Source organism: Bacillus sp. ZY-1-1, assembly GCF_003047165.1.
Classification (GTDB): domain Bacteria; phylum Bacillota; class Bacilli; order Bacillales; family Bacillaceae; genus Bacillus; species Bacillus velezensis.
Genome location: NZ_CP027061.1, coordinates 1,538,421 through 1,551,262 on the forward strand (window position 1 = coordinate 1,538,421; position 12,842 = coordinate 1,551,262).

The window sequence follows — 12,842 nt, forward strand, 5'->3', positions numbered from 1 at the left end:
GCCGTCATGAACGGCGCCGCGGTTTTTAAATTTTTTCTTATATATTCCACCAGTGGAGACCGTCTTTTTCAAGAAGATCGTCCGAAGCTTTCGGTCCCATTGACCCTGCTTCATAATTCGGAGAAAGGGTTTTGTCGGCTGCCCACGTTTCGGAAATCGCATCGACGAAATTCCAGGAAAGCGCCACTTCGTCCCAATGGGCAAAGTTTGTCGCATCACCGAGCAGACAGTCATGGATTAATTTTTCATAGGCTTCCGGTGTGTTCATTTCATCACTGCAGTTGCTGCAGTAGTCCAGCTTAATCGGCTGAGCATGAGCGGCTCCGCCTAATTTTTTAGCGTTCAGATATAGTGTGATGCCTTCATCCGGCTGAATATGGATGACAAGCAGGTTCGGATTTACATTCGTTTCATTGCCGTAATAAAGGTTCATCGGAATGTCTTTAAATTGAACGACGATTTTCGTTGATTTTTCTTTCATCCGTTTCCCTGTGCGGATATAAAACGGAACGCCGGCCCAGCGGAAGTTATCGATTAACAGCTTTCCGGACACGAATGTTTCCGTATTGGAATCCGGTGCTACATTATGCTCATCTGTATAGCTTGGTACAGAGTTTCCGTCAATCGTTCCCGCTTGGTATTGTCCGCGGACGAAGTAGTCACTCACTTCGTTTGGAGCGACAGGGCGGAGAGCTCTCAGCACCTTCACTTTTTCGCTGCGGATTTCTTCCGTGTTCAGTTTAATCGGCGGTTCCATCGCCAAGAGAGCGACCATTTGCAAAATATGGTTTTGGACCATATCACGGAGTGCGCCTGATTTTTCATAATATCTCGCGCGGTCTTCAACGCCGAGATCCTCGCTTGACGTAATCTGGATGTTTGAGATGTAGCGGTTATTCCACAGCGGCTCAAACAGCGCATTCGCAAACCGGATGACTTCGATATTTTGAACCATTTGTTTGCCTAAATAATGGTCGATCCGGTAAATTTGATCTTCCGTGAAAGCTTCGCGTATTTCTTTGTTAAGCTCTTTCGCACTCGGCAGGTCATGGCCGAACGGTTTTTCAATGACGAGACGGGACCAGCCATTTGTCGCTGTGACACCTTCGTTTTTAAGTGATTTTGCGATCGTGCCGAAAAACTCAGGAGCCATCGCCAAGTAAAACATTCTGTTGTTCGGGATTTCATATGTATGTTCAAGCTGATCAAGCAGGACATTCAGCTCCTGATAGGAACCCGGATTCGTTACATCAAACGGATGGTAATAAAAATGAGATGTGAAATCGTCTATGTCTTTTTGCCCGGCAGAAGAAACAGACGTTTTAACCGTTTCCCGGAGGTCCTCGTTTGACCAAGGTCTTCTTCCAACACCTACAACTGCAAACTCTTCACCAATTTGACCATTTTTATATAAACGGTGAATGGATGGGTAAAGTTTTCGTTTTGCCAAATCCCCTGTGGCACCAAATATTACAATTACTGCTTTTGGTTTGTCGTTTGTTTTCACTTAGAGTACCTCACTTTATCTGAAGCATGGTTTAAAACCCCGCATATTTCCTTCATTTTAAATCTAAAATTCATTGAAAGCAAACATTTCAGCCTGTTTTTTGCGGTTTGCGGAAAAAAATTAATCAGGCCGGAGAAGGCCCGGGTGAATTCACATTTTCAGTCTGATCCTGTATCCTTAGTAGTACAAAGATCTAGGAGGAAGCATTGTGGAATTATTATTTTTAGGGACGGGGGCCGGCATGCCGGCAAAGACGAGAAACGTAACGTCCGTCGCGCTGAAGCTTCTTGAAGAAAGGCGTTCCGTATGGCTGTTTGATTGCGGAGAAGCCACTCAGCATCAGATATTACATACAACAATCAAACCGAGGAAAATAGAAAAGATTTTCATCACCCACCTTCACGGCGACCATGTTTACGGTCTTCCGGGTCTGTTGGGGAGCCGTTCATTTCAGGGCGGTGAAGAAGAGCTGACGATTTACGGGCCAAAAGGCATTAAAGCCTTTATCGAAACAAGCCTGAACGTGACGGCGACTCATCTGACGTATCCTCTTACCGTACATGAAATCGAAGAGGGGACGGTTTTTGAAGATGAGCACTTCATTGTTACCGCAGCATCCGTCATTCACGGTGTGGAAGCGTTCGGCTACCGGGTTCAGGAAAAGGATATTCCCGGCGCATTGCAGGCCGGCAGATTGAAAGAAATGAATATCCCGCCCGGACCCGTCTATCAGAAACTCAAAAAAGGCGAAACGGTCACACTTGACGATGGCAGAATCATTAACGGGCGGGATTTTCTGGAATCCCCGAAAAAAGGGAGAATCGTCGCTTTTTCCGGGGATACGAGGGCATCAGAGCGGGTAACGGAGCTTGCGCGCAATGCGGATGTGCTTGTTCATGAAGCGACGTTTGCCAAGGAAGATGCAAAGCTCGCACATAATTATTATCACGCGACGACAGAACAGGCTGCGCAAACGGCAAAAAAAGCAGGCGCCAAACAGCTGATCTTAACTCATATCAGCGCAAGGTATCAGGGTGAATCGCCGATAGAGCGTCTCGAACATGAGGCGAAAGCGGTATTTGAAAACAGTAAGATCGCATTTGACTTCATGGAGGTCACTGTGGAGCGGTCTTAAAAAATAGACGCTTGACATTTTTTTCTGATGATATATAATAAAACGTAATAATTACGATTTAAAAAAGGGGTGAAAATGATGCGTGTGAATGTTACATTGGCCTGTACAGAGACAGGGGACAGAAATTATATCACGACGAAGAACAAACGGACGAATCCGGACCGGTTAGAAATGAAAAAGTATTCACCCCGGTTGAAAAAGTATACTTTGCATCGTGAGACCAAATAGATCACGATAACAAAAGCCATTGTGCCGTTGCACAATGGCTTTTGTTTTCATCAGTTTACCGCCTGATAGGCAGGAGCATTCATTTGCTGGCGCACCGCGCACCAAACATCATAAATGGCAAGGTGGACGATGTGCGGTTCATCGTGATGAATGGCATGAGAACTGTTTTTGGCCTGAATCCATCCGCTTTGATAAGAGACATCAAGCATGCTTCTGTGCAGTTTCACCCATTGTTCATGAGCGTGCTTTAAGCGCTCATCCCGCTCTCCCGATGATAAAATCAACAGCGGCATATCGCCGAAATGAATCTGCTGATGCTTGATCTGCCTAAGGCTCGTTAAAAATTCCGCGTGTGATCCTTCCAATTTGAACTGTTTCAAATAGGCGGCCTTCATTTCTTCGGGAAGAAGCGGAAGCACTTTCGTCTCCTGATCCTCAGAAACCGGATCAAGCAGCACCATCCCGAGAATATCCCGGCGGTTCCGGCTCGCCCAGAGTCTGCTGATAATCGTGCCGTATGAATGCGAGACGACAAGGTAAGGAGGCTTGACGCCGGCCTTCAGAAGAAGAGCGCTTAATTCCTGTACCATATGGTCCGCCGTTCTCTTGTTTCGGCTTCGTCCGCTTTTGCCGATTCCGGCTCTGTCATATGTGAAAACCCCAAATTCTTCATCTATGTCAGCGAGTAATGATGTCCATGTTTCAGAAGAAGTGCCGTAGCCGGCTTCAAAGACGATCGTCACTTCGCCGGCGCCTTTACGGTGTTTCGTATAAAACGGACACCCGTCAATCAGATATGTCCTTTCCATCCATGCTGCTTTCATTGGAGTCATCTCCTCTAATTGGTTCTATAGGGAAGACGGAGAAGCTTCGGCAATCGTTTCTCGAAAAATAAAAAAAGAGACAGCCGGATCGAAAAACTCCGGCTGTCACTTCATCACCATGCTCTGTCGTATTGGACCGGTGACGGTATTTCAGTATTCAGCTGCTTCGCTGCACTCCTTGCAAAGTGCGGATCGCGGAGAAGTTCTCTCGCGACAAAAATAAGGTCAGCGCGGTTGTTTTGCAGAATTTCTTCGGCCATTGTTCCCGTCGTTATCAAACCGACGGCGCCTGTTGCGATTTCGGCCTGTTCACGGATTTTCTCCGCGAAGCTCACTTGGTAGCCGGGGAAGACGTTAATATCAGCTTGAACGAGTGCGCCTGAGCTGCAATCAATGAGGTCGACTCCCTGTTCTTTCATCCACTTCGCAAAACCGATATGATCTGCAATGTCCAGCCCTTTGTCTGTATAATCCGATGCAGAAATACGGACAAATAACGGGCCGTCCCAGACTTCCTTGACGGCTTCAATGGTCTCGCCTAAGAAGCGGTAGCGATTTTCATGTGAGCCTCCGTATTCGTCTGTACGGTGATTGGACAGAGGGGACAAAAATTCGTGTATTAAGTAGCCGTGTGCGGCATGAAGTTCAATAATGTCAAAGCCGGCTTCTTTCGCGCGCGCCGCTGCCTGTTTGAATTCCTGAATGGTTTCTTTAATTTGTTCTGTCGTCATTTCAGCCGGTGTTTTGGACTGCTCATCGAACGGAATGGCTGACGGAGCGTAAATGTCTCCCTCAAGCTCAGCTTTACGTCCGGCGTGCGCAAGCTGAATGCCGATTTTAGATCCTTGCGCTTTCACTTGTTCCGTCAGTTTGGCAAAACCTTCGATATGATCATCGCTCCAGATGCCCAAATCCTGATCGGAAATGCGCCCCTGAGGATTAACGGCTGTCGCTTCCACGATAATCAGGCCGACCTGTCCGATTGCACGCGATATGTAGTGCGCCATATGAAAAGGCTGCAGTTTTCCGTCCTTCTCATGTGAGGAATACATACACATCGGTGCCATAACAATACGGTTTTTGATCGTTACATCTTTAACGGTCCATGGTGTGAATAATTTTCTGGCCATTTATTTCGCCTCCCGGAATGTTTTTAGACATTGATTATAACAACTCATGATCATTCAGTCATATAAACTGCTCACAACTGAACAGATCGTTCTTATTGTTCTGGACGGGCATTTTTTTATACGCAGCGTGGCCGTATCTTCATAACAGGCATTTACAGCCGATCATATAGCAAATATAGATGAGAAACGCACCGATGACTGCGTGGCCTCCTTTGATCCAGTTTGTCAGGATGAAAATACTGCTGATGAAGATCACTGCGCCGAAGGCACCGAATATTCCGTTTTTTTGAGCGGCTCTGAAATCGTCGGGGCTCATATTTTTCAGCTGCAAGTGAATATTCAGTAACGTCATGATCGGCAGCAATGTGATAACGCCTGATAAAAATAAGTATTTCGACTTGCTTAAATACGCGGCGGCCACCATAACGGTGCCGCCGATAAAAAATTGAATGAGAAAACTCATGCTGAAACGCTCACCTTCTGTTTGTTATCAAGTATAATGATGGAGACATTGCCATTTTATTTTTGATTGATGTATAAGTAAACTAAATATAACTAATGCATTGGATAATAAAGAATGATATCTGGGAGATGAAGCCGATTGGATTTAAAGAAGCATTTAGCCTTTATTAAAACGGTAGAAAGCGGCAGCCTGACCCAAGCCGCTGCCATATTGAATTACACACAGCCGAACATCAGCCAAATGATCAGTAAATTAGAGGAAGAGTACGGTTTTCCGCTTTTGATCAGACAGCGGCATGGAGTGAGGCCCACCGCAAATGGCTTGAAAGTGTTACATATTATGAAGGAAATTCAAAAAAACTATGAAAAACTGTCTCAAACCGTTGATAATATTAATGGGTTAGAAAGAGGGGAAGTCCGGCTCGGCACTGTTACGAGCGTGGCGGTAAAATGGCTGCCGAAAATTTTGAGGGAATTTAATGAGCTGTATCCTTCTATTAAGGTGCATTTATTTGATGGAAATTCTACTGAGCTGGAACAATGGCTGAAAGATGACCGGATTGATGCGGCGATTGGGACATCCCACAGCGAGAAGTGGCATTTTTACCCGTTGGCCGAGGACCCGATTGTAGCGGTGATGAGCCCGCAGCATGAATTGGCGCAATATGAAACGGTTCCGTTACATGTCATGGAGTCCGTCAAATGTATCGTGCCTTATCCGGAGACACATTTTGATGTGCTGAAAGTGTTAAAGGAAGAAAAGATCACTCCGCGGGTCGCTTATCAAATCAGAGGGGATGAAGCGATTATTGCAATGGTGCGGAACAATCTGGGGATCAGCATCTTGCCGCAGCTTTTGGTGAATGATTGTGATGTGCTCATCAAACGGTTCGACCGGTATGTCTCCAGGCAGCTCGGCATTTTGACAGCTCATGCAAAGGAGACGCAGACACCTTCTGTCCAGAAACTGATTCAATGCATACAAGAATGGGTTGCGGTCCATCAGGCTTCTGCCTGAAGAAGCCTGATATGCGTTTAAGCCGGTTCAGGATAATAGACCAGCAATAAATATGTCATCGGTTCCGAGGAATGAAAATAACTGTGCGGCATCGCCCGAAGTCAGCACATGCTTTTCGTCATGAAGCTCAACCGTCAATTCACCGCTCTTGATTAAAATGTATTCCCCTAAATGTGATTTTGTCTCCTAGGCGCAGCCCGGCTTCAGGTCAACTATGCCTTGAAAACAAAAATTTGGCCGTGACGGTGGTGAGCGGGGTTATTTTGATGTCGGGCTTTCGTCTGTTTATATAAAAAGGGCATCAACGGCACATGCTGTTGATGCTTTTTTTGAAATGCTAGGGTTTGGAGAGCACTTCAATTCCGACGTTGACCATTTTGTCCAGCCCCATAAAAGACAGGCAGATTTTGGCGCGTCTTTTTCTTTTATCGATTTTTTTAATAATGCCTTCCATTCCTTTAAGAGGCCCTGAGGCAACGGTTACTTTTGAATTTTCAATATAGACTTTTGAATAATCTACAGTGTCTCCTTCTCCGATCAGCCTGATAATAGGGAGGATTTCTTCATCCTTAATTGTCGTGAAATAGGTTTTGCGCTCTTTGGAATAATATGCTCCGTTATTCACGATTCTGCATGAAATGGGGAGTTCTTTGATTTTATGAAATGTCCGCTCTGTCATCTTTGTTTTAAACAGAACATATCCCGGAAACATCTTTTTGAGTGCCTCGTATTTAATTCCGGCTTTTCGTTCTGTGACTTTTTTCTTGGGTATGATTGAGTAGAGAGCCTGCTCATCAAACTGCAGACGCAGAAATTTTTGAACTGCTTCTTCTTTTCCCGACTCTACAAAAAGTGCGTACCATTTCATGACTGGATCCTCCTTAGAATAATAAGAAATTATTATACAAAGAAAGTATTTAATGGATAGTATTTAAAGTGATTAAAAATTTTTCTAATTCGTCTTTTTTTTACATAATATATGAAAATGAAAAATAAGTATAGACCCAATTGACAGAGAGGCGATGAATTTTCTTTGACATGAAAAGGGTTCAGGGAATTATCTGACATTTATCCCGAAACAATTATGCCGACTGTCCACCGAATATAAAACTGTGGAATAAATGTCAGAAAATAACGAAATAAAGCCTTGACATTATTATCTATAAATTGATATTATTCTCTTTAAATAGCAACTATTTGTTAAATTTATTAAATTAAAGTAAAGCACCTATTAAATTTCAATCGCTGTTTCGGCACGTTGAAGAGGAAATAGGGATTATAAAAACGTTGCAGTGTATATATCTACATATACATGATAAGGGAGAAGTGTGCCGTCATGGCTGTTTTCGGGCATATTGGCACTGCAGCTTGTCATGCGAAACATTCAGTAAACAAGCAAGATGTTTTAATATAAATTATGTTAGAAAAGGAAAACACAATGCGTTTGCGATTTTTAAACCTGTGCTGAATCGCAAACGCGTTTGTGTTTTTATTTTTATGGCGGTGTTTACACCAGTCAATAAATATAAGAGACGTTTTTGTATGGAGAACCACATGTGATGTACAAAATTGGCGATGGGGAAAGGATGAGGATAAGATGCTTACGTTTGTGTTCCCGGGGCAGGGTTCTCAATTTAAAGGAATGGGAGCCGGGCTGTTTGATGAATTTCAAGATCTGACACGTCAGGCTGATGACATATTAGGCTACTCTATAGAAGAATTGTGCCTGGAGGATCCGAATCATCAGCTGGGGAAAACGCAATTTACCCAGCCGGCGTTATATACGGTAAGTGCACTCAGTTATTTAAAGAAGATTAAAGAGTCCGGCAGAGAGCCCGATTACGCCGCAGGGCACAGTTTAGGAGAATATAATGCGTTATTTGCGGCCGGCTGCTTTGATTTTAAGACCGGTTTGCAGCTTGTGAAAAAAAGAGGGGAGCTCATGAGCAAGGCAGCTCCCGGAGGCATGGCGGCGGTTTTGGGGTTTACGGCTGAACAAGTAAAAGAGGTTCTATCCGATTATCATCTGACCGGCATTGATATCGCTAACCACAATTCACCTTCGCAAATTGTGATCGCCGGAACGAAACAAGACATTCAAAAAGCGGGCCCCGCCTTTGAAAAAGCCGGCGTGAGAATGTATCTTCCTTTAAATGTGAGCGGCGCCTTCCATTCCCGCTATATGAAAGATGCTGAAAAAGAGTTCGCGGATTATTTAGAAGAAACGGCGTTTTTGCCTCTTCGTTTTCCGGTGATCTCAAATCTTCATGCCGCACCTTATAAGAATGATGAAATCAAAACAAATCTGACTTTGCAAATGACCAATCAGGTAAAGTGGACGGACACGATACGCCGTCTGATAGGACTTGAAAATAATGAAATTGCAGAAGTCGGGCCCGGGGAAGTGCTGACAAAACTGACGAGGCAGATTAAAAAAGATGCCGTCCCATTACCTATGCCGAAAGAAGAGTCTGATACTGCTGATGTTAAAGCATCGGCAGCTGATTCCCAAAAAACGGCGGGAATGAGATTAGGGAACGAAGATTTTAAAAAAGATTATAACATCCAATATGCTTACATGACGGGCTCCATGTACAGGGGAATTGCTTCGGAACAGATGGTCATTAAAGCGGCAAAAGCGGGAATGCTGGGCTTTTTCGGAACGGGCGGATTGAGTATCGAACGGATCGGACAGGCCATCGGAACCATCCGGTCTGCACTGCGGCAAGGGGAAACATTCGGAATGAATCTTCTTCATCATATGATGTCACCTGACAAGGAAGTCAGAATGATAGATTTATATTTAAAAAACGGCATTCACCTTATTGAAGCATCGGCATTTATGGGCATAACCCCGGCTCTCGTGATATACAGGGCAAAGGGATTAAGCAGGAATCATGACGGATCGGTGTCAGTCCAAAACAGAATCATCGCGAAAGTATCCCGGCCTGAAGTCGCTGAGGCCTTTCTGAATCCGGCTCCGGCTCATGTGCTGGAAAGACTTGTGTCTGACAATCGGCTGACAGCCGGGGAAGCGGCGCTTGCAAAAGAAATTCCGATGGCTGATGACATTTGCGTTGAAGCGGATTCAGGAGGGCATACCGACCAAGGGATTCCGTATACATTAATGCCTGCCATGATCAGACTCAGAGACCGCATGATGGAGAAGCACGGTTATGCGAAAAAAGTAAGAATCGGCGCAGCGGGCGGCATCGGCACTCCGGAAGCGGCTGCTGCCGCGTTTCTGCTCGGCGCCGAATTTATCGGAACCGGTTCTATTAATCAATGCACGGTCGAAGCCGGGACAAGTGATTCAGTGAAAGATCTGCTTCAGGAAGCGAACGTGCAGGATACGTCATACGCTCCCGCGGGAGATATGTTTGAAGCGGGAGCAAGGGTGCAGGTGCTGAAAAAAGGCCTGTTTTTCCCGGCAAGAGCCAATAAACTCTTTGACTTGTACAGACAATACAATTCTTTAGATGAAATAGATGAAAAAACGAAAACATTAATTGAAGATAAGTATTTCCAGCGCAGTTTTGAGGAAGTGTATGAGCAGTTGAAACGTGATAAATCTCCTGAACAGATCGCCAAAGCCGAACAGAATCCGAAACACAAAATGGCGATGGTATTTAAATGGTATTTTTCCCATACGACGAGGCTCGCTCTGGAAGGAAAAAGCGAAAGTAAAATAGATTACCAAATTCATTGCGGCCCTGCGCTCGGCGCGTTTAATCAATGGGTGAAAGGAACCCCTCTTGAAAATTGGAGAAACAGGCATGTCGACTTGATCGGCAAACAGCTCATGGAAGAAACAGCCGGCCTTCTTGCGCAAAGGCTGGTATCGATTACAGGCTGAGTATGACCAGACATTACATTTTTTCTGCGGAGGACTACCATGCTGATTGAAAATCATGAATTAACGATGAGCCATGTCGGATTAGGGAATTTGAATGAGTACGCGCTGCTGCTGTTATTGGGCAATGCACACAGTCACCATTTAACGGACGGAACGGGATTCCGGCCTGATCAGATGGCCGATCACCAAGGGCTGATTTTGTATCCGGCTTATTTTATGACACATCTCAAAGTTCCTTCAGATAAGCCTCTTGATCAGTACCGATTATGGGACGAGGTTTCCGTCGGAGTCGATATCTCCCGGTTTGGAGAAACCATATTAGAATCTGATTATTTGTTCGGGCCGAAAGGAGCGGTCAGCTCTGATAAAAGCGAGTGGGACCGGGGACGGTTTCCTTCTATGAAAGCCAATAGTTTAATTGTCGTTGACGTCACACAAACAGAAGGTTCGACGCGCAAAGTCTCAGCGCCGAAGGCTGAATGTATTGCGGAACTTTCTAAGCTAGCCAAGCCGCCTTACGCGCTGATGCGGTCAAAGAAAGTCAGAACGGACGCTTTCGGTATGAAGCCGGGAAACCTCAAAACAGCGGACCCCGTTTCATATCGGGTTCCTGTTGATCAGGATGCTGCGCCGGGGCATGCCATGGTGTTTGCGAAATTCAGCAAGATAATGGATGCGGCGGAATTTGAATGGATGACGCGCCGGTCGAAGCCGGGTTTTCCGGTTTCAATCGCGCGGCATTTATTTTTGCTTGAAAGAGAGACGTATTATTACGGAAATTGTTTTGCAGATGAAGAGCTTGATATTTATATGACGGGACACATTGAAGAATGCGATCCCGACTTTCACGGTGAGTCCCTCGGTATGATCTCAGTGGCGAAAATCAGCTATCAGATTGAAGTCTATATGAAAAGGAATCATACATTGCTGGCCATTTCCAAGGTGGATAAGCTGCTGGCGGTGCCGACCTCTTCACAAGATCATATTCCGGATTATAAACGGGTCATCAGAAGTTTATAAAATGAAGAATGGAGCTGAAAGCAAATGGAACAAACCAAGGAAATGAAGCAGATCATCGCTCAAATTATTCAGGATATTCAAGAACAGCAGTCATATCGGGCCGTCGAAGCGGGAGATGATGTGAGAGTCATAGAGGATCTGGGCTTCTCATCACTGGATATCGCTCAATTAGTCGCACAGATGGAGATGGAAACCGGAGTGGATCCTTTTTCCCAAGGAGAAACGATTTCCAGCATTACAACCGTCGGCAGCATTTGTGATATTTATCAAAAATACATGGACAGTGCTCAATCATGAAAACAGAAAGCAGGGGAGATATCAGCTGGGTGACTGATAAGCTTAGGGAAACGCAGGACAGTGAGTTTCTCATTTTTAAAGGGCAGACTTTTACGTATGATGATTTGCTGACACGAATCAGCTTTTTTCAGAAAGAACTTGAACAAAACGGAATACGTGAAGGAGAATGTGTGGCGCTTATCGGGGATTATTCCCCGAACGCCATTTTTTTGCTGATGGCGCTTTTGTTAAACCGAAATATCGTTGTCCCTCTCAGCAATGAATCAAGGGAAAAGCATCTCGATATGTTTGAAGACGCGAAAGTGAATCAAATCATTGAAATAAATGAAAATGACAGCTGGACGCTTCGTGAAGGTTCTGAAAGCGCATCTCACCCTCTGCTTGATGACCTGCGCGAGAAAGGAGAGTCAGGCATTATTATTTTCACATCGGGAACCTCCGGCAAAAGCAAAGCATCCGTGTTAAGCGCCGGCCGGCTGCTTGAAAAATACAAAACGGCGAAGAGAAAACCGCTGCGTACGCTCATTTTTCTGAAATTGGATCATATAGGCGGCATTAATACGCTGTTTGCGATTCTGTTTAACGGGGGAACGATCGTCACATCAGACAGCAGAACGCCGGAGTCCGTTTATCAGGCGGTCGACAAACATGCTGTCCAAGTGCTCCCCGCCACCCCGACATTTTTAAACATGCTGCTGATGTCCAAGGCGGATGCCGGCTATAACCTGTCTTCACTCCAGCTGATCACTTACGGCACAGAACCGATGCCCCAATCAACGCTGCGCGGCATTCACCGGCTGTTTCCGGATGTACGGCTGAAACAAACATACGGATTAACTGAACTGGGTATATTCTCAACGAAATCAAAAGACAGCCAATCCACTTGGATGAAAGTAGGCGGTGCCGGAACAGAGACCAAAATTACCGGAGGCACGCTTTGGGTCCGTTCTGAGTCGGCGATGCTCGGCTATTTAAACGCACCGTCACCCTTCGATGAGGACGGCTGGTACGACACCGGTGACCAGGTGGAAACAGACGGCGAATATATAAGAATTCTCGGAAGAAAGAGTGAAATCATTAATGTGGGCGGAGAGAAAGTGTTTCCGGCAGAGGTGGAAAGCGTCTTTCTGGAGATACCTAATGTCCGGGATGTTCTCATAACGGGCCGAAAAAATCCGATTACAGGCGAGATTGTCGCGGCAGAGGCCGTACTTGAAAAAGAGGAAGATATCAAATCTTTCAGAAAGCGGGCCGTAGCTCATTGCAGACAGAAGCTGCAGCCATATCAGATACCGCAGATCATCTCTGTTACAGATCGGAAACTGTCTAATGACCGATTTAAAAAAATAAGAAACGTGTAAAACA

General features: G+C 45.3%; 12 protein-coding genes. 7 read left to right on the forward strand and 5 right to left on the reverse strand.

Annotation, left to right across the window (positions count from 1 at the left end; all coding sequences use genetic code 11):
• Positions 1-37: 37 nt before the first annotated feature.
• Positions 38-1,507, reverse strand: coding sequence for a glucose-6-phosphate dehydrogenase (gene zwf / locus C5I45_RS08120; protein ID WP_003153243.1), 1,470 nt, complete (start codon positions 1,505-1,507; stop codon positions 38-40).
• A gap of 208 nt (positions 1,508-1,715) precedes the next feature.
• On the opposite strand from zwf, the gene rnz reads away from it, so the two are divergent.
• Together rnz and rpmG are read left to right on the forward strand one after the other, a co-directional pair.
• Positions 1,716-2,642 carry a ribonuclease Z gene (gene rnz, locus C5I45_RS08125; RefSeq protein WP_003153244.1) on the forward strand — a complete coding sequence of 309 codons (927 nt, stop codon included), beginning with the start codon at positions 1,716-1,718 and terminating at the stop codon, positions 2,640-2,642.
• A 78-nt stretch (positions 2,643-2,720) separates the two neighbouring features.
• On the forward strand, positions 2,721-2,870 hold the full coding sequence (gene rpmG, locus C5I45_RS08130) for a 50S ribosomal protein L33 (RefSeq protein ID WP_003153246.1): 150 nt from the start codon (positions 2,721-2,723) through the stop codon (positions 2,868-2,870).
• 50 nt (positions 2,871-2,920) lie between these two features.
• Here the strand turns inward: rpmG and C5I45_RS08135 are convergent, their stop codons facing one another.
• The 3 genes from C5I45_RS08135 to C5I45_RS08145 all read right to left on the reverse strand — a co-directional run bounded on the left by C5I45_RS08135 (position 2,921) and on the right by C5I45_RS08145 (position 5,287).
• The gene (locus tag C5I45_RS08135) at positions 2,921-3,694 is read right to left on the reverse strand and encodes an alpha/beta fold hydrolase (protein WP_014305369.1); all 774 of its coding nucleotides are present in this window, start codon (positions 3,692-3,694) and stop codon (positions 2,921-2,923) included.
• Positions 3,695-3,807: 113 nt separating this feature from the next.
• Positions 3,808-4,824 (reverse strand): NADPH dehydrogenase NamA, encoded by a 1,017-nt coding sequence (namA, locus tag C5I45_RS08140; RefSeq protein ID WP_107994321.1) that lies wholly within the window; start codon positions 4,822-4,824, stop codon positions 3,808-3,810.
• A 139-nt stretch (positions 4,825-4,963) separates the two neighbouring features.
• Complete coding sequence (locus C5I45_RS08145; RefSeq protein ID WP_003153252.1) at positions 4,964-5,287, reverse strand: GlpM family protein; 324 nt, start codon at positions 5,285-5,287, stop codon at positions 4,964-4,966.
• A 138-nt stretch (positions 5,288-5,425) separates the two neighbouring features.
• Here C5I45_RS08145 and C5I45_RS08150 point away from each other — a divergent pair, with 138 nt between their 5' ends.
• Positions 5,426-6,304, forward strand: a complete 879-nt coding sequence (locus C5I45_RS08150; protein WP_014305368.1) for a LysR family transcriptional regulator — start codon at positions 5,426-5,428, stop codon at positions 6,302-6,304.
• Between the two features lie 337 nt (positions 6,305-6,641).
• On the opposite strand, the gene loaP is transcribed toward C5I45_RS08150, so the two are convergent.
• Positions 6,642-7,172, reverse strand: a complete 531-nt coding sequence (gene loaP / locus C5I45_RS08160; protein ID WP_003153257.1) for an antiterminator LoaP — start codon at positions 7,170-7,172, stop codon at positions 6,642-6,644.
• A gap of 729 nt (positions 7,173-7,901) precedes the next feature.
• Here loaP and fabD point away from each other — a divergent pair.
• The 4 genes from fabD to C5I45_RS08185 are packed head-to-tail and all read left to right on the forward strand — an operon-like array spanning position 7,902 to position 12,838.
• Positions 7,902-10,160, forward strand: coding sequence for an ACP S-malonyltransferase (fabD, locus tag C5I45_RS08170; RefSeq protein ID WP_079004979.1), 2,259 nt, complete (start codon positions 7,902-7,904; stop codon positions 10,158-10,160).
• Positions 10,161-10,199: 39 nt separating this feature from the next.
• Complete coding sequence (locus C5I45_RS08175) at positions 10,200-11,180, forward strand: LnmK family bifunctional acyltransferase/decarboxylase (RefSeq protein WP_107994322.1); 981 nt, start codon at positions 10,200-10,202, stop codon at positions 11,178-11,180.
• Between the two features lie 24 nt (positions 11,181-11,204).
• Entirely contained in the window at positions 11,205-11,477 is a 273-nt protein-coding gene (locus tag C5I45_RS08180) for an acyl carrier protein (RefSeq protein WP_003153264.1), read from the forward strand.
• The gene (locus C5I45_RS08185) at positions 11,474-12,838 is read left to right on the forward strand and encodes a long-chain fatty acid--CoA ligase (RefSeq protein WP_041481878.1); all 1,365 of its coding nucleotides are present in this window, start codon (positions 11,474-11,476) and stop codon (positions 12,836-12,838) included. The genes C5I45_RS08180 and C5I45_RS08185 overlap by 4 nt, the downstream gene beginning before the upstream one ends.
• The last annotated feature ends 4 nt before the right edge of the window (positions 12,839-12,842 follow it).

Excerpts from the sequence above, each read along its gene's own strand:
- rpmG (WP_003153246.1), top strand. The coding sequence starts at position 2,721 with ATGCGTGTGAATGTTACATTGGCCTGTACAGAGACAGGGGACAGAAAT.
- C5I45_RS08135 (WP_014305369.1), bottom strand. The coding sequence starts at position 3,694 with ATGAAAGCAGCATGGATGGAAAGGACATATCTGATTGACGGGTGTCCG.
- namA (WP_107994321.1), bottom strand. The coding sequence starts at position 4,824 with ATGGCCAGAAAATTATTCACACCATGGACCGTTAAAGATGTAACGATC.
- C5I45_RS08145 (WP_003153252.1), bottom strand. The coding sequence starts at position 5,287 with ATGAGTTTTCTCATTCAATTTTTTATCGGCGGCACCGTTATGGTGGCC.
- loaP (WP_003153257.1), bottom strand. The coding sequence starts at position 7,172 with ATGAAATGGTACGCACTTTTTGTAGAGTCGGGAAAAGAAGAAGCAGTT.
- fabD (WP_079004979.1), top strand. The coding sequence starts at position 7,902 with ATGCTTACGTTTGTGTTCCCGGGGCAGGGTTCTCAATTTAAAGGAATG.
- C5I45_RS08175 (WP_107994322.1), top strand. The coding sequence starts at position 10,200 with ATGCTGATTGAAAATCATGAATTAACGATGAGCCATGTCGGATTAGGG.
- C5I45_RS08180 (WP_003153264.1), top strand. The coding sequence starts at position 11,205 with ATGGAACAAACCAAGGAAATGAAGCAGATCATCGCTCAAATTATTCAG.
- C5I45_RS08185 (WP_041481878.1), top strand. The coding sequence starts at position 11,474 with ATGAAAACAGAAAGCAGGGGAGATATCAGCTGGGTGACTGATAAGCTT.